The sequence below is a fragment of the Microbacterium sp. JZ101 genome (genome assembly GCF_053903175.1).
Genome location: NZ_CP096400.1, coordinates 185,801 through 209,585 on the forward strand (window position 1 = coordinate 185,801; position 23,785 = coordinate 209,585).

Here is a 23,785-nt window from a genome sequence, read left to right on the forward strand (position 1 = left end):
GCCGCCTCGTTGCGCGGGACGGGCTCACGCCCCCGAGCCGACGGGCTCGGGCACCGACTCTCGGGAGCTGGTCAGCCCTGCCCACCGTCCGAACGTCATCGATCGCAGGCCCGAGGTGCCCGCCGGATACTGCTCGTAGAACACTCCGGCGATCTCGCCTGCGGCGTACAGGCCGGGGATCGGGCGGCCGAAGACGTCGAGAACGTGCGTGTCTCCGTCCACGCGGAGACCGCCGTAGGTGAAGCAGATCTGACCGGCCACCGGCCAGGCCCGGAAGGGGCCGTCCGTCAGCGCTGTGGCGAAGTTCGACTTCGGTGGGGCGATTCCCGTCGTACCGAGGCCGTCGAGCAGGGCCGTGGGGTCGAAGCCCGCGGGGTCGGGCGTCGCGGCGTTGAACTCGTCGACGGTGCGGCGGAGACGGCCGGGATCGATGTCGAGCTTCTCGGCGAGCTCCTCGATCGAGTCGGCCACGATCGGGTCGATGTCGGTCTGGCGCACGCCCGGGATGCGGGCGATGAGCCTCGACTGAGGGTCGCTGACGATCGCGTACGCAAGGTTGCCCTGCGTGCGCAGGATCGTGTTGCCGACGGTGTCGAAGTGGATCATCTGCAGCTCGGCGGCCTCGTCCATGAATCGCTCGCCCTGCCGGTTGACCAGGATGCCCCACCAGTAGGCGGGAACCAGCGGCTCGATGTCGTCAGAGCGCGGGTCGCAGGGCTCGACATGCGCACCGTCGAACTGGCCGGCGGTGTCGGCACCCACCTCCACAGCGATGCGGATCCCGTCGCCGCGGTTGTTTCGCGTGCCCGGAGACACCGTGCGCAGCTTGTAGGCCTCCGGGATGTAGCGGGTGAGCCACTCGTGGTCTCCCTCGAAGCCTCCGCTCGCGAGAATCACCGCCCGGGTCTCGACGCGCACCGTGGCGCCAGAGGTATCGCGCACGTCGATGCCCGCGATTCGTCCGCCATCCCCACGCACGAGCCCAAGAGCGGTCGTGTCATAGAAGATCTCGCCGCCAAGCGCGCGGATCTGATCGGGGAAGGCGTCGACGACGGACGCTCCGCCACCGTGCACGCTCCACATGCCGTGATACTCGTCGAACGAGATGCCGCTCTCCCGGAGCCACTCCAGCGTCTCGGGAACGAGGCGGTAGAACGCCTCGATGTACGCCTCGTTCGCGAGCTCGCCCGCCGTCTCGCGCACGCGCTCTCCCCAGAACGGGATGAGTTCCTGCTCGGCGGTGAGGGACAGCACCGCCGTGGTCCATCGGGTCGAGCCGCCGCGTTGCGCGTACGGCGCGCGCTCGAAGACCGCGACGCGAGCGGTCCGGCCCTCGGCGCGGGCCGCTTCGAGATGCGCTTTCGCCGCCGTCAGGCCGGCGAAGCCGTGGCCGACGACGACCGCATCCCACGGTCCGCGGATGTCGGAAGTGCTGGACAGGGACATATGAGAACTCCTTTGTCTCAGTTCGGGTGGTTGGATGGCAGAAACGCCGCGCCTTGTAGCCCGGCACCTCACCTGGCAGGGTCCAGTCAGACTCGCGCGACGGGCAGCTCCTGCAGCTGGTTGATGAAGTTGGACCATCCCCGCTTCGGCTCGCCGTTCAAGCGCAGTCGGATGCCGGCGGCATGCAGTTCCTCGAACAGGATCTGAACCTCGAGCTTCGCGAGATAGGAGCCGATGCATCGGTGGATCCCGCTGCCGAAGGCCAGCGTGGCCGTCTCCGTGCGCCACGGGTTGAAGGTGTCGGGGTCGGAGAAGACCGTCTCGTCCCGATTGGCCGAGGTGAAGTACAGGACCACTGCGTCCCCCTGGCGGATCTGGGTGCCCGCAACCTCCACATCGCGCGTGGCCAGGCGCGCCATCTGCATCGCCGGCGTGATGAGGCGGATGAACTCGTCCGCCAGCCTTCCGCTGCTGCCCTCCTCGATGGCGCGGTCCGTGGCAGCCCGGATCTCGTCGTCCTCGAGGATCATCCTCATCGACTGGCCGATGGCCGTGTGAGTGGTCTCGAAACCGGCGGCCAGGATGAGGAGCGTCCACTGGAGGAACTCGGACTGAGTGATGTCGCCGGCGTCGGCGATCTTGGACAGTGCGGTGAACATGTCGTCCGCGGGTTCGGCCCGCTTCCGCTCCTGCATCTCGGCGCAGTACGCCTGGATCTCCTCCTGGACGCTCTGTACCAGCGCGATCTGGGCTTCGGTGCCGTCGCCGGTCTCCTGGCCGGCCGCGAAGAGGCGGATCGTCCAGTCGACGATGCGCTCGCGGTCCTCGCGCGGGCTGCCGAGGACGCGGGCGATCACGTAGGCCGGAATGGTGCGCGCGAACTTGTCGACATAGTCGAACTCCGATAGCGACTCGATGTCGGCGATGGCCTCGCGAACGATCTCGCGCACCCACGGGTCGAAGTTCGCCACAACGCGCGGGCCGAACCCCGCAGCCGCCGCGCGGCGAAGGCCCGTGTGCCGCGGCGGATCGGTGAACATGAGGTTGTCGTTCATCGGGGCCGGCGCCGGGAACGGGTAAATCAGCGGGTACGAGACACCGTGCGTCGACGTGAAGGCGCTGAGATCCTTCTCGACGGCCTGGATGTCCTGGAACCGCGTCACCGCCCAGTAGCCGCCTCGGGACGGCGAGATCTCCGTCGGCTGCCAATACAGCCCCTCTCGCTCGCGAAGCCGACGGAATCCCTCGTGGGGGACCCCCTCGACGAAGGTCTGCGGGTCGCTGAGATCGGGGATGACCTCGTCCACGACGGTCGATGGTGTCATTTCTTCCTCCTTGAATGGTGACGTGACAGGTGCGGGCTCGCCGATGGCGAGCTGCGTGGGGGTGATGAGGTGTGAGGTCGGGGCGGATCCGCCGCGGCGCGTGGGATCTGGCCGGCGCTACGCCAGACCGAGAGTGTGGGCGACCGGGCACTTGCCGGCGTCGCCGGTGCCGTCGTGCGACCAGGCCTCGGCCGCTTCCTCGCGGTGCTCGGCCCAGCTCAGGTCGCCGAGCATGCGGTGGGCTCGCTCCTTCGCGAACGGCACGGACTTCGGGTTCGTGACGATGAGCTCGCGCCCGGACAGCAGCCCCTCGACTGCGATCCGCGCGACCTCGCTGGTCTCCTGCGCGTACGGAGTGACTGCCGCGGCGAAGTCCTCGGATGCCGAGATCAGCTCTCTGATCTGCTCGGTGAGAACCCAGCCGGGGGCGACGAGCGACACCACGATGCCGGTGTCCGCGAGGTCCCGGCGGACGACCTCGGTGAGCGCCAGCTCGGCCTGCTTGGTGACGGTGTAGGCGCTCAGCGGCACCACGTGCGGCGGCACGCCCAGTGAGTGCTCGGACCCGACGTTCAGGATGTACGCGGGCGCGCCCTGCGCGGCATTCGCGCGCAGGTCCTCCGCGAACGCCTGGATGGTCCACACGTAGCCGAGCACGTTGATGTTCAGCGCCCGCTGGAGCCCCTCCGGGTCGTTGTCGATGATCGAGCCCGCGCTGTCGCCGCCGGCGGCGTTGTTGATGAGGATGTTGACCGGGCCGTACTTCTCGCGCGTGAACGCTGCGAGCTCCTGCACCCGTGCGCGGTCCGACACGTCGACCTGGAACCAGTCGGCTTCCGCCCCGGCGGCGCGGATCTCCTCCACGGCGCCGCTGGCGTCGGATGTCGAAGCGATCACAACGCGCGAACCGCGTCGCGCCACCTCGAGAGCCAGGCCGAGGCCGACCCCTTTTCCTCCGCCCGTAACGACGGTCACTGCACCGTGAAGATCGGTCATCACTGCCTCCCAGCAGATGTTTCGCCCCACTCCGATGTGCGGGCTGCCTGGAGCGAAGCTACGCCAGGTTCAGCGCTAATGCAACGCACGGGTCAAGAAAAATCTCGCGACACGTGTGGCGAACCCGGGACAAGTGCGCTAGAAACTAACCCACGAGTTAATTTTGCCGCGATGATCGAACGTCGCGGCCGACGGACGAGGAGGTCCGGATACCCATGTCGCGAGTTGAATACGTGCTGCCCGGCGGGGAGCGCCGAGTAGTGGAAGCCCAGGACGGCACCTCTGTGATGCAGGCGTCGCTCAACAACCTGGTGCCCGGCATCATCGGCGAGTGCGGCGGCGAGCTCTCGTGCGCGACCTGCCACGTGTTCGTCGCCCCCGAGTGGTTCGATCGCCTCGGGGGGCGCAGCCCCGAAGAAGAGGACATGTTGCAGGTCACCGCCGCAGAGCCCACGGATTTCAGCCGGCTCTCGTGCCAGATCCGGTGCGAGGCCGACACGGACGGGCTCGTCGTCACCGTGCCCGAGGTCCAGTGATCTGCCATGGCGCAGCGTACTGATCGCATTGTGGTCGTCGGGGCGGGGCAGGCGGGAGTGGATGCCGCCGCCGCCCTGCGAATGGCGGGGAGCGACGCGCCGATCACCATCGTCGGCGACGAACACGCATCGCCCTACTCGCGCCCGCCGCTCTCGAAGGGCATTCTGGCCGGCACCGCCCAGCTCGGAGAGATCGCCCTCCGCACCGACGACTTCTACGTGCGGGAGGACATCGATCTGCGCGTCGGGCGCTCGGTCGCCGAGATCGACGCGCCGGGACGGACTGTTCAGCTGGACGACGGCGACACGATCCCGTACGACTCGCTCATCATCGCCACGGGCTCCCAGGCTCGGATGCTGCCGCACCCGGAGCTGCGCGGTGCCTCGAACGTGCTGACGCTGCGCACCCTCGATGACACCCTCCGGTTGCAGGAGTTCCTTCGCCCCGGCGCCCGTGCAGCCATCATCGGCGGCGGCTACATCGGGCTGGAGATCGCCTCGGCCGCCCGGCGCGCCGGTGTGGAGACGACGATCCTGGAAGCCGCCGATCGCGTTCTGGCACGCGTGACATCCGCACCCGTGTCCGAGTTCTTCCAGCGCGTCCACGGGGATGAGGGTGTGGACATCCGGACCGGCGCACGGATCGCCGGTTTCCGCACGGATGCGCACGGTGACGTCGCGGCCGTCGTCTTCGACGACGCATCGGCGCTCGAGATCGACTTCCTGCTCGTCGGCATCGGCGTCACGCCGCGCACTGCGCTCGCAGAGCGTGCCGGGGCGCTCGTCGACAACGGCATCGTCGTGGACGGTCAGCTGCGCACGTCGCTTCCCGGGGTCTACGCCATCGGCGATGTCTCCCGGCATCCGTGCCCGCAGCACGGCGGTCTGCGGCGCCTGGAGTCCGCCCCCAACGCGTCGGAGCAGGCGCGGCACGCCGCACGGAGCATCCTGGGGGAGGAGTCGACCTACTCGGCCCTTCCGTGGTTCTGGTCGGACCAGTACGACCTCAAGCTCCAGTCGGTCGGTCTCAGCGCCACCGCGGACAGGGTCGTCGTGCGCGGTGCGCCGGGAGATGGCCGCAAGCTCGAAGTGTTCTACCTCGCGGAGAGCAGGCTCATCGCCGCCGACATCGTGGGCGCTCCCGGTGACTTCGCATTCTCGCGCAAGCTCGTGGAATCGAAGGCCGTCCTGGACCCGGCGGTGCTCGCGGATCCGGATGTCCCGTTGCGCACGTTCCTCGCCGTCTCCAGCGCTGCGTGAGCCCGTCCCTTCACCTGCATCTGTAGGGTGGGGAATCGACATGCCGACCCAGCGCCCGAAGTCCCGACCGAATGCCACCACGACGGACGACCGCGTTCTGCGCGAACGTGGTCGACTCCGTCGGGAGGAGATCCTCCTGGAGGCCGCGAACCAATTCAGTGTGCGCGGCATCAGCGCCGTCACGGTGGAGGACATCGCGAAGGCGGTCGGCTGCAACAAGTCACTTGTCTACTACTACTTCGGAAGCAAGGACGGCCTGCGGGATGCCGTGATGGCGAAGGTGGTCGACATCACCCAGGAGATCTGGGCGGACCTGCGCTCTCAGACGTTCGCCGATTGGGTGCGTGACATCACCGACTGGCCCCGGCGGAATCCCGACAACCCCTGGCTTCGCCTGATCGTACGAGAGGGCATCTCCGACACCGGACATGCCGTCCTGGAGGAGGAGCGCTCGCGTGCGCTCGTCGAGAGCACCCGGGTCGTGGTGCGGGCCCAAGGCCGGGGTGATGTCGAGATGGAGCTGGATCCCGAGCTGGTCTCCCTCCTGATCCTGTTCCTCACCCTGGGGCCCGTCACGGCGCCGCAGATGGTGCGCATGATCACCCATGACGCGCCGGACAGCGATCGTTTCCATGAACGCTACAGCGCGTTCGTCGACGCTCTCATTCAACGGTTGGCGCCCAGCTCGCGGGCCTGAAGATCCGGATCACGGGCATTGCGCCGCCGCCGCCGTGCCGGCGAGGCGACCCGAGAGGATCGCGTGCAGGAAGGATCCGTCTGTCGGGCGCGCGTGATCGGGGAAGGAACCTGCGATCGCTCCCGCCGCGTACAGGCCCGGGATGACGTCGCCCTGTGCGTCGAGGACACGCGCCGCGTCATCCACTCGGAGCCCCTCGGTGGTGAAGGCGACTTGCGCGCCGACCGGCAGCGCCTCGAACGGCGGCTGGATCAGGGGAAGCGCCCAGCTCGACTTCTTCGGCGAGGCGCCGGTCGTGCGATTGCCGTCGAGCGGGCTGCCGTCGTGGAGCGCGGCGGGGGTCGCGGCGTTGTACTGCTCGACGGTTCGTCCCAGCACCGCGGCGTCCATCCCGAGGCGATCGGCCAACTCCGCGATCGAGTCGGCGCTGATCGGAGGCTGATCGGTGCGCTGCAATGCCGCGCTCGCCGGCGTGGCGGCTCGCACCGTGGCGTCCGTGATGGCGAACGCGAGCCCCCCTCGGGCGAGCACCGCGCGCGCGACCGTGTCGGCATGCGACTCGAAGGTGCCCTCGCCTTCGTCGAGGAAGCGCCGGCCATCCAGATCGACGAGGATTCCGCGGAGCCACGTGCCGACGATCGGTGCGACGCGGTCGCTGCGGGGATCGACCGGAAGCAGCGCCGCCGTGTCGGGGCGGCTCGTTCGTGCCGCCCCGATCGCGGTCGCGGCGGCGAGACCCGCTCCCGTGCTCAGCCGGGCACCAGGGGAGGCGGGTTCGAGTCGCTCGCCCCCGGGGACGCGGCGTGCGAGCTCTTCCCGGTCGCCCTCGAAGCCCCCGGAGGCGAGCACGACCGCAGTCGTGTCCATCGCCATCTCGCGGTCAGCGCCGCGCACCTCGACCCGGGCCACTGCACCGCCGGCGCCGCGTCCCAACCCGAGCAGCTCCGTTTGGTAGAAGAACCGGGCGCCGAGCCGGGTGGCACGGTCGTGATACCGCTCGACGAACCCGCGTCCCTCTCCGACGAGGGAGCGCCAGTCGCCCGTCGTTCGCCATGGCGCGAAGCCGGGAAACGGACGAAGACCGACGCCGTTGGATGTCAGCCAGCCGAGCGTCTCGGACAGGGCTGCGCTGACATCGGTGGCACGGAAGCTCGCAGGCGCCCAGCGTGTGGAACCGCCCCGCTCGTCGGGCCGCGCGCGGTCGATCACCGCCACACGTGGTGTCGCTCCGTGCCGCGCCTCGAGATACGCCACTGCGGCGGACAGCCCGGCGAACCCGTGGCCGACGACGATCAGGTCCCAGGGGCCCTCGTCATCCGTGCGCTCCATGCTCATCGCATGCTCCTGACCTCGTACGGCGGAGTCGGAGTTCGGAGAGGTATGCGCTTTCGCGGGCGACGTCAGGAGTTGTCGGGGCCGTGCCAGTAGGCCTTCGGCTCCGTGTACTCGTCGAAGATGTCGAGTCCCATCTCGTGTCCCAGGCCGCTGACCTTCCGGCCACCGAAGGGAACGTTGGGGCTGAACGCGCGCCAGGTGTTGATCCACACGACACCGGTGTCGATCTGCCGCGACACTCGCCGGGCTCGATCGAGGTCGCGCGTCCACAGGCCACCGACCAGACCGAACTCGGTGTCGTTGGCGATCTCGACGGCTTCATCCTCGGTGTCGAACACGATGACGGAACCGACAGGCCCGAAGATCTCCTCGCGCCGAAGACGCGAGTCGCGATCGGGGGTCGCGTACAGTGACGGCTCCACGAACAGGCCGCCCGTGACGCCGGGCACATCCGTGCCGCAGCGGCCACCCACGAGCAGAGCGGTGGTGTCCTCACCCTCCGCGATGTCGAAGTAGCCGGTGACCTTCGTGTACTGCGGGCGCGAAGCGAGCGGACCGATCTGCGTCGCGGGGTCCAGGGGATCGCCGATCACGACCTGGGAGAGGAGCCTCTCGAGCCGGGACAGCACGTCATCGAGGACAGTGCTCTGGATCAGGATGCGCGATCCGGCATTGCAGGCCTGTCCGGTGCCGGCGATGATGCCCGTGAGCAGGCCCTCGGCGGCGCGATCGAGGTCGGCATCGTCGAAGACGATGTTGGCTCCCTTGCCGCCGAGTTCGAGCGTCGCGCGGATGAGACGAGGCGCGATCGCCTGGGCGATGGATCGGCCCGTCGCGGTCGATCCGGTGAAGGCCACCTTGTCGATCCCGGGGTGCTCGACCAGAGCGGCGCCGGTGGCTCCGGCGCCGGTCACGACGTTGACGACACCGGGCGGGAATCCGGCCTCGAGTGCCAGTTCGATCAGCCGAATCGTCGACACCGGCGTCACCTCCGACGGCTTGACGACGATCGTGTTGCCGGAGGCCAGGGCACCGAACAGCTTCCACTGGAGCAGGCCGAGCGGGTTGTTCCAGGGGGCGATCGCGGCGACGACGCCGATCGGGACGCGCTCCGTCCAGGCGGTGTGCCCCGGCATGATCGGCGTGACCGTCTCGCCGTGCAGCGTCAGCGCGTAGTTCGCGCTGAACTCGGCGCCCTGCGCGAGGGCCCCCGGGACCATGCTCATCTCCGTGATGGTCTTGCCGTTCTCGTGCACCTGCAGCCGCGCCAGTTCGGACGCGTGCTCGCGGATGAGCTGGCCCCACCGCCGGAACAGCTCGAGTCGTGCGAACGGCGACATCGCGGACCAGGCCGGGAAGGCGGCGCGCGCGGCGCGCACGGCACGGTCGACGTCGGCGGCGCCGGCGACGGGGATATAGCCCCACTCGGCGTCCTCGAACGGGTCGACGCAGCGATAGGTCTGACCGTCGGCGGCCTGAACCTGCTCGCCGTCGATGATCATCCCGTAGCGCTGCTCGGGGTCGAACTCGGGAAAGCGGGTGGCCACCCGCTGGTCTGCAATGGTCATCGAACTGCCCTCGTCTCGAGACCGGGCGTCGTCACCCGGTGTGAGGGAAACCTACTCTGCCGAATGGCAGTCGTCAACCGTTTGGTTACCGGGGGTGGTTCTCCGTCAGGTCGCCTCGGCGCGCCGGGTGAACATTCGCGTGACCATGTCGGCCCAAGCCGTGATCGTGTCCTCGGACTCGGCCGCTCCCGGACCGAGGCAGAAGTCGACCAGCTGAGGGATCACATGCGGCGCGATGCCCACGGCGTAGATGGTCGCGAGCACGAACCGCGGATCGACGTCTGTCGCGAGGTTGCCCTCCCGCTGCATGCGCAGGATCGCGTTCACCTGGCGGTGGATCGATTCCTGGCGTTCTTCGGCGGAGATCACCGGCCGATCCTCGGAGAGTCCCTCCCAGGCGACCATCCGCGACCAGGCGCGGCGCGCTTCGGGCTCGCCGATCTGGCGGCGAGCGAACTCGCGAATGCCGGATGCCGACTCGATGGAGTCGTGCATCGAGGTCAGCATCTCGCCCAGCACGGCGGCGTAGATGCCGTCCTTGCTGTCGAAGTAGTGGTAGATCAGCTGCTTGTTTACATCCGCGAGCTGTGCGATGCGGTTGATCCGGGCGCCGGAGAAGCCGTGCTCGGCGAACTCCGCGGCGGCCGCGCGGAGAATGCGCTCCCTGGCGGTGGGCGCTGGTGATGGAGGCGGCGGGTCGCTGTCGATCATCGGGCAACCGTAACGCAGTTCCCGCGCCGCCGCAGAGATATCAACCAAACGGTTGACCGATTGGGTTGGTTGTGTCTATCGTGCATTGCATCACCCACGCCGATCTTCCGATGACGCGACGGCAGGGCCTCCTCCCGAGGGCTGATCGCGTCTCGTGAGCGCACGACCCGAGAGGTACATCCATGCCGAACTCCGCAGACAAGACCGCGACGCCCTTCGACGAGCTCGTGCTCGTCGACGATCGAGGCGATTACGCCGTCCTCACGATCAATCGCCCTGAGAAGCGCAACGCGATGAGCATGGACTCTATGAAGCGGCTCCGTGAGGCGCTCACGGAGGTCGCCGACAAGAAGGTCGTCGTTCTCACCGGAACCGGCACGTCGTTCTGCGCCGGTGTCGATCTCTCGCCGCAGAACACCGCGGCGATGGAGGAGTTCAGCAAGGCGCACGGCACCCAGGTGCTGCACCCGTGGACGCAGGTGCAGGCGGAGATCCGAGCGCACCGCGCCATCTTCATCGCCGCGGTCAACGGCTACGCGCTCGGCGGCGGGTCCACCCTCATCAACACGTGCGAGCTCGCGATCGCGGCGGAATCCGCACAGATCGCGATGCCGGAGCAGGGGTTCGGCAGCTGGCCGATGCAGGCGGGGCCGGCCTCCATCAAGCGGATCGCTCCCAAGCACGCCGCGGAGCTGATCTTCACCTCGCGGCGCGCCGACGCGCAGACCGCCTTCCGGATGGCGTTGGTCAACAAGGTCGTGCCGGATGCCGAGCTGCTCGACGAGGCCATCGCGCTCGCCGAGCACATCGCCGCGTTCAACGCCTACAGCCTCGACGCCTCCAAGCGCGCCTACCACCGTGTGCAGTCGATGACGTGGGACGAGGCCCAGGACTACAGCAGCCTGATCGTCGGCAGCATCCGTGCCCAGGCACCGGAAGCGGTGGAGGGCGTCGCCAAGTTCCTCTCGGGCGAGCGCGGCCCGGGTCAGGGACGCTGAGCACCGGGAGCGCGACGATGACGGAATCCTCCTACGCGGCCGCCGCGGCCCGGGCGCCCCGCCGGACCGCGCTGCTGCCGCCCACCCTGCGCGTCGTCGAGCTCGGGGAGTCCGTGTCGACAGCCCTGAGCGGCCGCCTCCTGTCGAAGCTCGGCGCGCAGGTCACCCAGGTCGCCCTGGCCGGACAGCCCCGGGTCCTCGACACCACCGGCCCCTTCGTGGGCGACGGGACGCCACCGATCTCCGCGTTGGCCGTGTGGCTGCGCGACGGCAAGAGCCGCGTCGACATCGATCTCGATGCCGCGGCAGACCGCGACACCCTCGAGGAGATGCTTCGGGCGGCCGACGTGATCCTGGTCGCCGGCACCGCCCGTGAATGGCGCGAGCGCGGCCTGTCGGCCGAGCGCCTGGCACAGCTGGCTCCGGCGGCGGTCATCGGCCGGATCAGCCCGTGGGGTGAGAGCGAGGAGGCCGCGGGCCTGCGATCGAACGAGCTGGCGCTGCAGGCCGCAAGCGGCTTCATGCGGCTCATCGGCTATCTGGACCGCGAGCCGGTGCGGCTGGGTGGCCACCCGCTGCAGGCGATCGCAGCGCTGCTGATGTTCGACGGCGTGATGATCGGACTCTTCGCGCGGGAACGCACCGGCGAGGGATCTCGCTTCACGACGTCGGAGTACGAGGCCGCGGCGCATGCCGAGTGGAAGATCGCGACCTTCGTCCAGGCCGGTCTGCGTCGTGAGCGCCGGGGCGAGGACAACGGCGCACTCGTTCTGCGCTGCCGTGACGGGCATTTCGCCGCCTTCTACGTTCCGCGCGACTGGAGCGTGATGAAGGAGATCATCGGCGACAGCCGGCTGGATGACGAGGCGTTCGACACCCCTCAGGGCCGGATCGAGAACCAGGCGCGGCTCGTCGCGCTGATCGAGGAGACGACAAGGACCATGTCGAAGAAGGACCTCTACCACGCGACCCAGGCTCGCGGGATACCCGCCGGGTATGTGGCGACCGTCACCGACCTGTTCGAATCGCCCCAGTACCGCTCGCGCGGCTTCTTCGAGCCGGTCGAGGTCGCGGGCGCGGGCGCGGGACTGCTTCCCGACGTCCCGTGGCAGGTCTTCGGGCGTGAGGACGTCGTCGCGTGAGCGGGCTGCTGGAGGGCCTGCGCATCGCGGACCTCACGATCGTGACGGCCGGCGCGGCGGCCACCCAGGTGCTGGCGGACTTCGGTGCCGACGTGATCAAGATCGAGGGCGTCACGCGCCCCGATCTGTATCGCGGGGGAATGGGCGGTGACATCGGCGAGGACGTCGCCTTCCCGCCGTTTCGCACCGCGAACCGGAACAAGCGTGCCCTCGCCGTCGATCTGAAGACTCCTGAAGGACTGGAGATCGTGCAGCGGATCGTCGCGACGAGCGACGTGGTCACGGAGAACTTCCGACGGGGCGTCGTGGAGCGGCTGGGCCTCGGCTTCCGCGACTTGATCGCCGTCAAGCCCGACATCGTCCTGGCCTCGATCTCGAGTCAGGGGGTCACCGGGCCGAGCAGCGGACTCATCTCGTTCGGTCTGACCCTGGACGCCCTCGGCGGTGTCATGTCGTTCTCGGGGTACGACACAGGAAACCCGATCTGGTCGAGTGCGCGCATCAACTACCCGGACCAGACGGCGAACTCCCTTGCCCCGGGACTCGTGATCGCGGCGGTGCTGGCGTCGCGCCGCGATGGGCAGCCGCGATGGCTCGACCTGTCGCAGCGCGAGACCGTGACCGCCCTCATGGGAGACGAGGTGCTGCGCACCTCGCTCACCGGCGAGAACCCGCTTCCCACCGGCAACAGCACCCCCGACAGCATCGAGTGGGTGACGCCCTGCGCGGGCGACGACGCCTGGGTTGCCATCTCGCTTCGCTCGGCGGACGAGCTCGAGCTGGTCGCGGCGGTGGTCGGCGCCGACCTGTCGGGAGCCGACGACGAGGGGGCGCGCGCGGCTGTCGTGCGCCTCGCCACCGAGGAGTGGTCGGCATCGCACTCCGACACGGAGAGCGCGGCACGTCTGCGTGCGGCGGGCGTGTTGGCGGTGCCCGTGCGCAGCGGCGAGCAGCTGCTCGACGACCCGTACCTCCGTGAGCGCGAGTGGTGGCAGGAGGTGGATGCACCCGGTGGAGGCACCGAACGCCAGCGCGGCTGGGCCGTCGCCTTCGACGAGGGCGGTCCCACCGGCATCCGTCGCAACGGCCCGCGCATCGGCGAGGACACGTTCGAGGTGCTCGGCGAACTGGGGTACGACCAGGACGAGATCTCGTCGCTCGTGGAACGAGCGGTCGTGTCCGCGCCCGTGGGCGCCCATCAGGGCTGACTCACCCATCAGAAGACTCGACACGAGGAGAGAAATGACAGTGGACATCCGCGGCAAGGTCGCAATCGTCGGTGTCGGCCATTCCGACCAGGGCACGTTCCCCGGCAAGACGGCCGAGCAGCTCTCGATTGAGGCGATCCAGTCCGCCTTGACCGACGCGCAGCTCACGAAGGATCAGCTCGACGGCCTGATCACGTGCAAGTCCGTGCAGGGCAACAACATCGACATCCAGGTGGGGCCGCTCTTCGGGTTGAGCCCGAAGTATGCGCAGACGCTGGACTATGGCACCTGCAACTACTCGCTGCATCTGGCCACGCAGGCGATCCTCTCCGGGCTCGCCGAGACGATCGTGCTGGTGTACGGCGCGAACGCACGATCGGGCAAGTTCAACTTCTCGGCGGCAGCTCCGTCGTTGGAGAGCGCATCCGGATTCGTGCACGTCGCCGGCCCTGCCGCCCTCGCCATGCAGCGTCACAAGGCCCTGTACGGAACGAAGGAGGAGGACTTCGGATGGTTCGCGGTCTCGGAGCGGGAGTGGGCGCAGCGCAACCCGCTGGCGATCTTCCAGGAGCCGATGACGATCGACGACTACCTCAACAAGCCGTACCTCGTGGAGCCGCTGCGCCGGGAGGACATCACCATGATCTCCGACGGTGCCGTCGCGCTGATCGTGACGTCCGCAGAACGGGCGAAGGATTACCCGAACAAGCCGGTGTACATCCTCGGCATCGCGGAGAACACCGAGGTCGCCGGCGACACCTTCGACGACTTCCTGATGCGCCCGAACATGAAGGGCACCGCGGCCGACATCTGGAAGAACACCGGCTTCGCCCCGTCCGACATCGACGTGCTGTACATCCAGAACCCGACGGCGGTCTGGAACCTGCAGATGGTCGAAGCCTACGGTTTCGCGCCGGAAGGCGAGGGGGCCGCGTGGGCGGCCGAGGGGCACATCCGTCCCGGCGGCGACCTGCCGCTGAACACGAACGGCGGCCAGCTCTCGGAGAGCTACATGTGGGGCTGGCTCCACATGGTCGAGGCCGTGCGGCAGCTGCGCGGCACGGTGGAGCCGGACCGGCAGGTGCCCGGAGCGGAACTCGCCCTGTACTGCTCGACGATGACCTTCCTGAAGAGCGCCGCATCGATCATCGGAGTGAACCCGTGAGTGACAACCCCCACCTCCCCGCCACCGACGTCCCGCTGACGGCCCCGTTCTGGGAAGCAGCCAGGCGGCACGTCCTGACCGCGCAGAAGTGCCTCGACTGCGGTTACCTGCGCTACCCGGCGCACGAGATCTGCCCTCGTTGCTGGTCGACGAACCAGACCTGGGCGGAGATCTCGCCGAACGGCACGCTGTGGAGCTACATCGTCTACCACCGTGCTCTCGATCCGAGCAAGAAGGACGAGATCCCCTACGTCGTGGGCCGCGTGAAGACGGACGACGGGCCGGTCTTCACCGTGCGTCTCGACATCGCCCCCGACGAGGCGAAGGTGGACATGCCTGTCACCGCGAGTTGGGACGACGCGAGTGACGAGGTCACGCTCGTGCGGTTCACCGCCAGGTGACACCGTGATCGATGCCGCCGCGCCCGAGTGGCTGCGCCGTGCGCTCGCGGTACGGCCGGAGCAGCGGGCCGTCGAGGTCGAGGGTGCGACGGTACGGTACCGCGCCTGGGGGCCCGTCGGGGCCCCCGGGCTGGTGCTCGTCCACGGAGGCCTGGCTCACGCGCGATGGTGGGACCACATCGCGCCGCTTCTCGGTCGGCATCGTGTGCTCGCCCCCGACCTCACCGGGCACGGTGACAGCACGTGGCGCGACGAGTACGACACGACGCAGTGGGCGCGGGAGATCGCGGCGGTGATCCGCGATGACGGACTCACGCGCCCCGTCGTCGTCGGGCACAGCATGGGAGGGCTCCCCGCCGTGACCGCCGCCCTCGACATGGGCGACGCTCTCTCCGGCGTTGCGACCATCGACGTGCGGTTCAACGACGGGGAGTGGCCCGCTCGGGAGAAGCCGAGCGACCGGTTCGCGTCCCTCGAGGACGGAATCGCGCGATTCGCGCCCATTGCGTCCCGGGTGGGCATCGAGGTGGACCCGGCGATCCAGAGGCACGTCGCCGCGACATCCTTGACGTGGGACGGCGACGCCTGGCGCTGGAAGCGCGCGGACAGCTACGGCATCCGCCGCGTCCCCCTGCGCAGACTGCTGCCCGACGTCCGCGTGCCACTCGCGATCATCCGCACCGACCACGGGCTCGTCACCCCCGAGGCCGCGATCGAGATGCAGCAGCTCATCCCCGCGCCTTCCGTCGTGACGACCGTGCCGGAAGCCGGCCACAATCCGATGCTCGAGCAGCCGCTCGCCCTCGTCGGAGTGCTGCGTGCGCTCCTGGACGGCTGGTGGCCGACGCCGAGCAGCACCAGCGGACGTCCGAGCGATGCCGGCCGTTCGAACACCGAATGAAGAGGTACAACGCCATGTCAGAGACGACTTCGCCCCTCGCTCGCACGTTCCTGTCCGAGATGTGGGCAGCACTCGGAGGCGACGCGTCCGTCACGGAGCGCGTCTCCTTCACCGGAGAGGGCTCGCTGCCCGGCGCGTTCGCGCAGACCGATTTCGCCGCCGCCGCGTTCGGCGTGGCCGGCGCAGCGGTGAGCGAGCTGCTCGAGGCCGGCGGCACCCCCGCATCCGCAGTGGAAGTCGACCGTGTCCTCAGCAGTGGATGGTTCATCCTGCCCCCGTCGCTGTCACGGCTACTCGACGCACCGCCCACCGGGCAGATCCACATGCCGGATTTCGCCACGGAGATCGCGACCGCGGACGGGCGCTGGCTGCGATTGCACGCGTTCCCGTCCAATCGCGCGCGCATCGTCAAGGCGCTCGGTGTCGAGGACAGCATCGACGCCGTCGCGGCTGTCATCCGGGAACGCGCGGTCGACGAGATCGAGCAGGAGCTGGTGGACCAGGGCTGCATCGTCGCGGCGAGCCGGACACCCGACGAGTGGTTCGCGCACCCAGCCGGGGCCGGGGTGGACGCCGAGCCGCTGGCCGCCGTCACCCAGTTCGCCGCAGACGGAGCGGAATGGCGACCCACCCCCGGTCGACCGCTGTCGGGGATCAAGGTGCTGGACCTCACGCGCGTCGTCGCCGGGCCGACCGGTACCCGGTTCCTGGCGGCGCTCGGCGCCGAGGTGCTCCGCATCGACGCGCCCGACTCCGAGGAGTCGCGCTACCTGCCGCTCGGATACGACCTGCTGCTGGGCAAGCGGTGGGCCTTCCTCGACCTCAAGACGCCTGAGGGGGTCGAGCAGTTCAAGCGACTGCTCGCCGAAGCGGACGTGCTGGTCCACGGGTATCGTCCGGGGGCGATTGACGGCTTCGTTCCCGAGGAGGAGCGCCGCCGGCTCAACCCCGACCTGGTCGAGGTCGCCCTGCGCGCATACGGCTGGGAGGGACCATGGAAGATGCGCCGCGGATTCGACACCGTTGTGCAGTTCAGCGTCGGCCTGGCGAACGCGACCCAGGAATGGGCGCTCGCCGACCCGGAGCGCCGCCTGCCGCTCCGCATCAACGGCTACGAGGTCGATGCGACGCGCCCCCGTCACACCCCGGTGGAGGGGCTGGACCTCGCCACCGGCTACCAGATCGCGGCGGCGGCGATCCGCGGACTCACACGGCGCCTGCAATCCGGTGCGGGATCCGTCACCAGGTACTCGCTTGCGCGCACGGCCTCCTTGCTCATGAAGGGCGGACCGAACCCCGACGGCGGGCCTGACATCCGGCTCCCGCTCGATGGGCCGTGGGAGAACCGCGTCTACGGCAGCCCGCTCGGGCCCGTGAAGCGGATGCTGTTCCCGATCGGGATAGAGCGCACCCCTTTGTTCTGGGAGAAGACCCCCGACCGACCGGGGGCCGCGACCCCCACCTGGAACAGCTAGGGGCCGTCCCCGTCGGCGAGGCGGGACCTGCCAACCGGGTTCCGCGTCAGTGCTCCGACCCGATCGCTCGCGCAGGTCCGCGGAGCGATCGGGTCGGCGGCGTACGTCAGCTCACGCGACGGCGCACTCGAGCTCGTGTGAGCCGCTCGAGAGCTCGTGCCGGGTGCCGTCGGGCAGCTCGACGACGCAGCTGGCAGACACCGGCACGTCCACGGACAGCGTGAACCGATCCTGCTCCAGCGTCCACGAGGAGCGTGCGCGGCCGTAGGGCGTCATCACCGCCCCCTCGGCAGAGGTCAGCCCGCCGCCGAGCAGCGGCGCCACGCGGAACCGCCGGTAACCGCCCTCCAGCGGCTCCAGCCCGGCGACCCGTCGGTACAGCCAATCGCCGACGGCACCCGCGGCGTAGTGGTTGAAGGAGACCATGCCGCCGCCGGAGTCCTCGTCCGAGCCGCCGTTGAGATCGGCGATGTTGACGGTGCCGTCCGGTCGCAGCGCATCCCACCGCTCCCAGATCGTCGTGCCGCCGGATTCCACCATGTAGAGCCAGGACGGGCTCGTCGTCTGCAGCAGCAGGTCGAACGCCTCGCTCACGCGCCCGTTCTCCGACAGGGCGAACAGCAGCTGAGGCGTGCCGGGGAAGCCGGTGGCGAGATGGCCGTCCGCCTCCGAGATGAGACGCATGAGGTTGTCGGCCATCGCCTGCGTTTCGCGGCCCGAGGTCATGCCGAAGGCGAGCGGCAGCACGTAGCCGGTCTGGAACTCGGTCTTCAGCGTGCCCTCGCCGTCGGTGAACACATCGCGATACGCCTCGATGACCTCGTCGCGCAGCCGCCGGTAGCGGCGAGCATCGCCCGGCTCTCCCAGCAGTTCTGCGATGCGCGCGACGATTCCGTACGACTGGGCCAGGTAGGCGGTGGCCACCCAGCGCCCGCGGCGCAGCCAGCCGCGCACGTCGGTGTCCGGCGCGGTCCAGTCGCCGAAGTGGAACGGGAAGCGCCAGATGCGACGCCGATTGCGGCGCACCGAGAACAGGCCGGACCACCATCCGGCCGCCTTCAGGAACCGCTTCATGACGGGGTACTGATCCCGCAGCATCCGAAGGTCGCCGCGCGCGAGGTACTCGGCCCACGGCGCCAGGATGCACACGTCGCCCCACGTCGCAGTCGCCATCACGGGGTACGGGTTGCCTGCGCGGGGGACGACCATGGGGATGCCGCCCCCGCGGCCCTGCTCGGCCTTCACGTCGCGCAGCCACTTGCCGAGGAACCGGCTCATGTCGAAGTTGTACGACGCGGTGGAGGCGAAGACGGCGTAGTCCCCGGTCCAGCCCTCGCGCTCGTCGCGCTGCGGGCAGTCGGTGGGGATGTCGACGAAGTTCGACCTGCCGCCCCACTGGATGGCGGACTGCAGCCGGTTGATGAGCTCATTGCTGCAGCGGAAGCTCCCCGTCTCGGGGACGTCGGAGTGCAGCACGAGAGCCTCGAGCTCGAGGTCCTCCGGGGCGATCCCCGTGACCCCGACGTAGCGGAATCCCATGTACGTCAGGCGAGGGGAGTACGTCTGGTCGCCGTCGACGCAGGTGTAGGTCGCCGTCGCCTTGGCCGTGCGCAGCGACGTGACGAACAGCTCGTCGTCGACGAGCACCTCGGCGTGGCGGAAGGTGACGGTGCGCCCGCGCTCGCCTCGGATGCGCGCTCTGACGACGCCCGCGAAGTTCTGGCCGAAGTCGTAGACGAGCTCACCCGTCGGCGAGACCGACTGCCCGATGGGTGAGAGCACGCGCTGGGAGCGCACGGGCGCGCCGTACTGGGCCAGGATGCGAGGCGTGACCCGTGGGGCGGTCACGTCGGCCGCCTTCCAGGTCTGGTCCTCCGCTGTGACGGTGGCGTCGAACGTCTCGCCGTCGTACCACTCCGCCATCCGGTAGGGCCCGTCGATGCTGACGTCCCACTGCGCATCGGTGGCGACGATCTCGGTCGTGCCGTCGGCGTACGCCAGGTGGATCTCGGCAAGCAGCGCCTGCCGATCCGCGTAGATCTTGTTCTTGCGCTTGTGGGTGAAGGAACCCACCGCCCAGCCGCCGGCCACGGTCACGACGACGGTGTTCTCGCCCTCAGCCGGCGACAGATCGTACGTCTGGTACTGGAGTTGGTGGTGGTACGACGTGAGGCCCGGCGCGAAGTAGTCCTCGCCCACCTTGCTGCCGTTCAGGTCGAGCTCGTAGACGCCGAGCGCCGTGATCTCGATCCATGCGCGCGTCAGCCCCGGGCGCGCGTGGAAGCGGCGGCGGAACGCCATGGGCGTCGGCGACTGCTTCTCGGGCGTCTCGTAGCTGGCGTCGGTGATCCACTTCGCCACCCAGGAGATGTCCATCCGCCCCGTGCGGAAGCTGGTCGATGCCTCCGCCCGGGCTCCGCTGACACCCGTTGCCGTCACACGAACCGGGTACTCGGTGCGCGGCCTCAGGTCGCCCGTATAGACCGTGCCGACCTGGTCGGTCGTCTCCGTGCTCCAGTCGCCGACCGAGATGGTCGCCGATGCCAGCGCCTCCCCGGCGACAGCGGATTCGAGAGCGAAGGCGATGCGGGGCGGCTCGTCGGTCAGGCAGCCGTGGGACTGGGCGTCGACGGTGAGGGCGGAGATTCTCATCAAGCGGGTCTTCCTGAGTATCGAGGTGGGGATCGGGCGTCCCCGTGGTCACATCGGAGTGGTCATCGCACCGACCGGACGAACATCGTGAGGATGCCCGCGGCCAGCGAGAAGACGGCGCCTGCCAGGAACAGGGCGGTGTAGTTGCTGCTGTCGGTCGTGTCGATCATGAGCATGGCGGCGCCGAGCAGCGGCGCGACGGCCGTCGAGAGCGTCGCGGCGATGTTGTAGCTGGTCATCCACTTCCCGGCGCGCTCGGGCTCCGGCACGAGGTCGCTCGCGAGCGCGACATCCACCGAGCCGAACATGCCCGCGGCGCCCAGGATGAACAGGACCGCGGCGAAGAAGAGGCCGAACCCGTCGGTGAACGCCATCAGCGTCATGCCGACCGCGGAGAGGATCCCGGAGATGAACACGAAGATCCGGCGCCGCTTGAGCCGGTCGGAGAGGATCCCGGAGCCGACCGCGAACGTCATCGTGACGAGGATTCCGATGCCGCCGACGAGGCTGAGGCGGAGTCCGGCCTCCTCCGCGGTGAAGCCGAGCCGGTCGAGCAGGAAGTACAGCTGGTACGTCGACAGGAATGCCAGCGCGATCTGCATCAGCAGCTTGCCGACCCACAGGACGGAGAAGTCCGGATGCTTACGCGGATCGAACCCGAGCTCGCGGAACGTGTCGCGGATCGACTGACGGGGCAGCTCGACGATCCGCTCGGGCGTCAGGAACAGGAACAGGCCGCCCAGCACCGCCAGCGCGACGACGGGCAGCAGGAAGATGAGGAGGATGCTCCACGTCAGAGAGCCGCCGATGGTGTATCCGAGGACGCCCGCGAGCTGCGTCGCCACCCCGGCGATCGCTCGCCGTGCCGCGCTGCGACTCGGGGATGCGCTCGGCCACGATCGGGGTGATCGCCGCCGCGACACCTGCGCCGCCGAGAGATACGATCACCCACCCGACCACCAGCAGCGGGATCGACGGGGCCAGGGCCACGACGGCAGATCCCACCGCGAGCACGAGCACACCGCCCACGAACCACGGCCGACGGCGACCGATGCGCGTGTGCGTGCGGTCGGACAGGACTCCCGCGACCGGGCCGGCGACGATTCCGACGACGGCGCCCACGGTCGCGACGGCACCCAGCACGGCGACCTTGTCATCCGGCGCGAGCAGCCCGATCTTGTACGGAAGGCTGAACAGCGCCGGCATCATCACGGTCAGGTACAGCCCGAAATTGGCGAGGCCGAAGAGCACGAGGAATCCGGCGCTCACCTTGCCGACCGGGGCGGATGCGACCGTGGGCGTGTCGGGCAGGGGATCGAACGGCGCGGGAGGCGGCTGGTCGGTGAGGCGGTTCATGAAGACTCCTTTGTCGGGTGTGCTGTTGGGTGTGCTCTGCGGTCAGGACGCGCGCGGTGGCTTTGCGGCATCGGACGGGCCGCCGGAGACGAGCCGGCGAAGGGCGCGGAATGGGCGATGCGCGGCAAGGTCGGCGATCGCGGCGGCCATCGTCAGGGGGAACGCACCGGAGGAGGCCATCGCCATGCTCCGCAGCGAGTTGTACGGCATCATCCGCACGAGGAAATGCGTGTTCTTCACCTGCGCGTCGCGTTCGAGGCTGTCGGGCAGGGCGAGCGCGGCGGCGTACTGCTTCTTCACCCGACCCACCACGAGGGCGTGCATGAGCGAGCCCGTGATCGTGCCGCGGGCATCGTCGAGCCGGGTCTCCAGCGTCAGACGACGAGGACGCTCGTACGACGGCTGAGCGCCGACCAGGGTGGTGAAGCTCTCCGGCTCGCGCAACGGCGGCCGGGCGTAATCGGCGGACACGGAAGCCGGGTAGGGCGAACGCGACTCCCGTCCCGTCGTGACGCGCAGCGGGTGCGACAGCCGGACGTCGCGAGAAGATGCGGCGGCCAGAACCTCGTACTCGCCGTTCTCGAGCACCCATCCGTGCTCGGCGATGTCCCAGTATGCGAGATCCTTCAGCGGGAAGCGCAGCGTGACGGAGACCGTCTCGCCGGCGGGGACGGCGACCTTCGTGAAAGCGCGCAGCTCCTTCTCGGCCTTGAAGACCTCCCCGCGGTTGTTCCGCACGTAGAGCTGGATGACCTCTCGCGCATCGCGCTCACCGACGTTCGCCACGTCGAGCGTGACGAGCACGTCGTCTCCTTCGTGGCGGACCTGCAGGTCGCGGTACTCGAACTCGGTGTAACTCAGGCCATGTCCGAACGGGTATCGCAGAGCGGTTCCCGCTGCGTCGTAGAAGCGATAGCCCACGTAGATCGACTCGTAGTAGCGCGACTGCGGGCCGCGATCCCAGTCGGCGCGCGCACTGGCATCGTTCTCGTCGAGCGGCCAGCTCTCGGCGAGCCGCCCCGAGGGGGAGACCTCGCCGAACAGCAGGGAGGCGGTCGCTTCGCCCCCGCGCATCCCGGGCAGGTACATGTCGAGGACGGCCGACAGCTCCTCCGCGAACGGCAGGGACACGGGGGCGCCGGCGTAGAGCACGAGCACGACTCGGGCTCCGGTGTCCAGCAGCGCGCGAAGCAGCGCGGACTGCGCCTCGGGCAAGGCCATCGTCTCGCGATCGAACCCCTCGCTCTCCTCCAGATCGCTGAGGCCGCCGAAGAACAGCACGGTCTGGCCGGGGAGCACCGCATCCAGTGCCTCCCGCTCCAGCGCGGCATCCCGACCCGGCGTGAAGGAGCGATATCCGCGAGCGTAGGTGTAGCGGACTCCCCGGCTGTCGAACGCATCCTTCGGCGAGACGATCTCGGTCGGCGTGATGAGCGACGACCCCGCCCCTTGGAAGCGCATGCGCTCGAACATCTCGCCGACTACGACGATGTCGCTCGCCGATGCGGACAGCGGCAGGATTCCGTCGTTCTGCAACAGCACGGCGCTGTCGGCGGCGATGGCCTCGGCGAGTGCGGCGTGCGCCCGGGGATCATGGGGTTCGCGTGGCCGCTCGGCCCGCCGACTGTCCTCGATGAGGCGCAGGATGCGGCGCACCGACGTGTCGAGGACGCTCATCGGCAGCCGACCATCGGCGACGGCACGCTGGATCGCGCGGCGATTGGCTTCCACCTCGCCAGGCATGTCGAGGTCGCAGCCGGCGTGGAGCGCGGCGACGCGATCGTGCGTCGCACCCCAGTCCGTCATCACGGCCCCCTGGAATCCCCACTCCTCCCGCAGGATGCCCGTCAGCAGGGCGCGGTTGTCGGAGCTGAACACCCCTCCGATGGCGTTGTAGGCGCACATCACCGTCGCGGGCTTGGCCTCGCGGACGACGCGCTCGAACTGCCGCAGATAGATCTCGCGCAGAGCCCGTTCGTCAACGATGCTGTCCCCCACGAAGCGATAGTTCTCGTTCGAGTTCGCCGCGAAGTGCTTGAGCGAGGTGCCCACACCGTTCGACTGCACGCCCTCGACGAAGGCGGTCCCGAGGACGCCGCTGAGCAGCGGATCTTCGGAGTAGTACTCGAAGTTGCGCCCGCACAGCGGGTGGCGCTTGATGTTGACTCCGGGCGCGAGCAGCACATCGACTCCGAGGTCCACGCACTCATGCGCGATCGCCGCGCCCATGCGCCGAGCGTTCTCCGGGTCCCACGATCCCGCGACCGTCGCGGTCGTCGGGAAGGCGGTCGAGGGCTCGTTGTCGGATACGCCGAAGCCTCCGTCGGCGCTGCGCACCTTGCGCACGCCGTGCGGTCCGTCGGTGACGAACAGGGCGGGAATCCCGAGGCGGTCGACCGCATTGGTGTTCCACGCGCCTACGCCCTCGACGAGGAGAGCCTTCTCCTCGAGCGTGAGGGCGTCGACAGCGCTCTCGAGAGGCGAGAGGTCGGAGACGGCGGGGGACGGCAGTGTCATGGGCACCTTCAGTTACTAGCGCGCGCTACTCGCGCGCGTACTGGACCCTACAGTCGATCGCCAGCGCGCGCAAGCGGCGGCAGAAACGGCTTGATC

Annotated in this window: 19 protein-coding genes and 1 pseudogene; 10 read left to right on the forward strand and 10 right to left on the reverse strand. The window is 69.1% G+C overall.

Going from position 1 to position 23,785, the window contains the following annotated elements:
* Positions 1-24: 24 nt before the first annotated feature.
* The 3 genes from M1D56_RS00840 to M1D56_RS00850 all read right to left on the reverse strand — a co-directional run bounded on the left by M1D56_RS00840 (position 25) and on the right by M1D56_RS00850 (position 3,767).
* Complete coding sequence (locus M1D56_RS00840; protein ID WP_456284364.1) at positions 25-1,446, reverse strand: FAD-binding protein; 1,422 nt, start codon at positions 1,444-1,446, stop codon at positions 25-27.
* An 86-nt stretch (positions 1,447-1,532) separates the two neighbouring features.
* On the reverse strand, positions 1,533-2,771 hold the full coding sequence (locus tag M1D56_RS00845; protein WP_456284365.1) for a cytochrome P450: 1,239 nt from the start codon (positions 2,769-2,771) through the stop codon (positions 1,533-1,535).
* A gap of 117 nt (positions 2,772-2,888) precedes the next feature.
* Positions 2,889-3,767: an SDR family NAD(P)-dependent oxidoreductase gene (locus M1D56_RS00850; RefSeq protein ID WP_456284366.1), complete on the reverse strand. Its 879-nt coding sequence runs from the start codon at positions 3,765-3,767 to the stop codon at positions 2,889-2,891.
* Positions 3,768-4,027: 260 nt separating this feature from the next.
* On the opposite strand from M1D56_RS00850, the gene M1D56_RS00855 reads away from it, so the two are divergent.
* The 3 genes from M1D56_RS00855 to M1D56_RS00865 are packed head-to-tail and all read left to right on the forward strand — an operon-like array spanning position 4,028 to position 6,260.
* The gene (locus M1D56_RS00855) at positions 4,028-4,303 is read left to right on the forward strand and encodes a 2Fe-2S iron-sulfur cluster-binding protein (protein ID WP_456284367.1); all 276 of its coding nucleotides are present in this window, start codon (positions 4,028-4,030) and stop codon (positions 4,301-4,303) included.
* A gap of 6 nt (positions 4,304-4,309) precedes the next feature.
* Positions 4,310-5,563, forward strand: coding sequence for an NAD(P)/FAD-dependent oxidoreductase (locus M1D56_RS00860; RefSeq protein ID WP_456284368.1), 1,254 nt, complete (start codon positions 4,310-4,312; stop codon positions 5,561-5,563).
* A gap of 40 nt (positions 5,564-5,603) precedes the next feature.
* Complete coding sequence (locus tag M1D56_RS00865; protein ID WP_456284369.1) at positions 5,604-6,260, forward strand: TetR/AcrR family transcriptional regulator; 657 nt, start codon at positions 5,604-5,606, stop codon at positions 6,258-6,260.
* A 9-nt stretch (positions 6,261-6,269) separates the two neighbouring features.
* Here M1D56_RS00865 and M1D56_RS00870 read toward each other — a convergent pair whose 3' ends face one another.
* The 3 genes from M1D56_RS00870 to M1D56_RS00880 all read right to left on the reverse strand — a co-directional run bounded on the left by M1D56_RS00870 (position 6,270) and on the right by M1D56_RS00880 (position 9,874).
* Entirely contained in the window at positions 6,270-7,595 is a 1,326-nt protein-coding gene (locus tag M1D56_RS00870) for an FAD-binding protein (RefSeq protein ID WP_456284370.1), read from the reverse strand.
* A 65-nt stretch (positions 7,596-7,660) separates the two neighbouring features.
* Positions 7,661-9,163 carry an aldehyde dehydrogenase family protein gene (locus M1D56_RS00875; protein ID WP_456284371.1) on the reverse strand — a complete coding sequence of 501 codons (1,503 nt, stop codon included), beginning with the start codon at positions 9,161-9,163 and terminating at the stop codon, positions 7,661-7,663.
* 105 nt (positions 9,164-9,268) lie between these two features.
* A complete protein-coding gene (locus M1D56_RS00880) occupies positions 9,269-9,874 on the reverse strand; it encodes a TetR/AcrR family transcriptional regulator (RefSeq protein WP_456284372.1) in 606 nt (201 codons plus the stop codon).
* A gap of 182 nt (positions 9,875-10,056) precedes the next feature.
* On the opposite strand from M1D56_RS00880, the gene M1D56_RS00885 reads away from it, so the two are divergent.
* The 7 genes from M1D56_RS00885 to M1D56_RS00915 are packed head-to-tail and all read left to right on the forward strand — an operon-like array spanning position 10,057 to position 17,164.
* A complete protein-coding gene (locus M1D56_RS00885) occupies positions 10,057-10,872 on the forward strand; it encodes an enoyl-CoA hydratase/isomerase family protein (RefSeq protein WP_456284373.1) in 816 nt (271 codons plus the stop codon).
* A gap of 17 nt (positions 10,873-10,889) precedes the next feature.
* Positions 10,890-12,014, forward strand: coding sequence for a CoA transferase (locus M1D56_RS00890; protein WP_456284374.1), 1,125 nt, complete (start codon positions 10,890-10,892; stop codon positions 12,012-12,014).
* Positions 12,011-13,222 carry a CaiB/BaiF CoA transferase family protein gene (locus M1D56_RS00895; RefSeq protein WP_456284375.1) on the forward strand — a complete coding sequence of 404 codons (1,212 nt, stop codon included), beginning with the start codon at positions 12,011-12,013 and terminating at the stop codon, positions 13,220-13,222. The genes M1D56_RS00890 and M1D56_RS00895 overlap by 4 nt, the downstream gene beginning before the upstream one ends.
* A gap of 34 nt (positions 13,223-13,256) precedes the next feature.
* Entirely contained in the window at positions 13,257-14,387 is a 1,131-nt protein-coding gene (locus M1D56_RS00900) for a thiolase family protein (RefSeq protein ID WP_456284376.1), read from the forward strand.
* Entirely contained in the window at positions 14,384-14,788 is a 405-nt protein-coding gene (locus M1D56_RS00905; RefSeq protein WP_456284377.1) for a Zn-ribbon domain-containing OB-fold protein, read from the forward strand. Before M1D56_RS00900 ends, M1D56_RS00905 begins: the two co-directional genes overlap by 4 nt.
* 4 nt (positions 14,789-14,792) lie before the next feature.
* Positions 14,793-15,689: an alpha/beta fold hydrolase gene (locus tag M1D56_RS00910; protein ID WP_456284378.1), complete on the forward strand. Its 897-nt coding sequence runs from the start codon at positions 14,793-14,795 to the stop codon at positions 15,687-15,689.
* Entirely contained in the window at positions 15,626-17,164 is a 1,539-nt protein-coding gene (locus M1D56_RS00915) for a CoA transferase (RefSeq protein ID WP_456284379.1), read from the forward strand. The genes M1D56_RS00910 and M1D56_RS00915 overlap by 64 nt, the downstream gene beginning before the upstream one ends.
* A 111-nt stretch (positions 17,165-17,275) precedes the next feature.
* Here M1D56_RS00915 and M1D56_RS00920 read toward each other — a convergent pair whose 3' ends face one another.
* The 4 genes and pseudogenes from M1D56_RS00920 to M1D56_RS00935 form a co-directional block, all read right to left on the reverse strand.
* Positions 17,276-19,816 carry a family 78 glycoside hydrolase catalytic domain gene (locus M1D56_RS00920; protein ID WP_456284380.1) on the reverse strand — a complete coding sequence of 847 codons (2,541 nt, stop codon included), beginning with the start codon at positions 19,814-19,816 and terminating at the stop codon, positions 17,276-17,278.
* Between the two features lie 62 nt (positions 19,817-19,878).
* Positions 19,879-20,661: an MFS transporter gene (locus tag M1D56_RS00925; protein ID WP_456284381.1), complete on the reverse strand. Its 783-nt coding sequence runs from the start codon at positions 20,659-20,661 to the stop codon at positions 19,879-19,881.
* A gap of 73 nt (positions 20,662-20,734) precedes the next feature.
* A pseudogene (locus M1D56_RS00930) lies at positions 20,735-21,172 on the reverse strand (MFS transporter); the annotation flags it as partial.
* A 42-nt stretch (positions 21,173-21,214) separates the two neighbouring features.
* The gene (locus tag M1D56_RS00935) at positions 21,215-23,689 is read right to left on the reverse strand and encodes a glycoside hydrolase family 3 N-terminal domain-containing protein (RefSeq protein ID WP_456284382.1); all 2,475 of its coding nucleotides are present in this window, start codon (positions 23,687-23,689) and stop codon (positions 21,215-21,217) included.
* Positions 23,690-23,785: the final 96 nt, after the last annotated feature.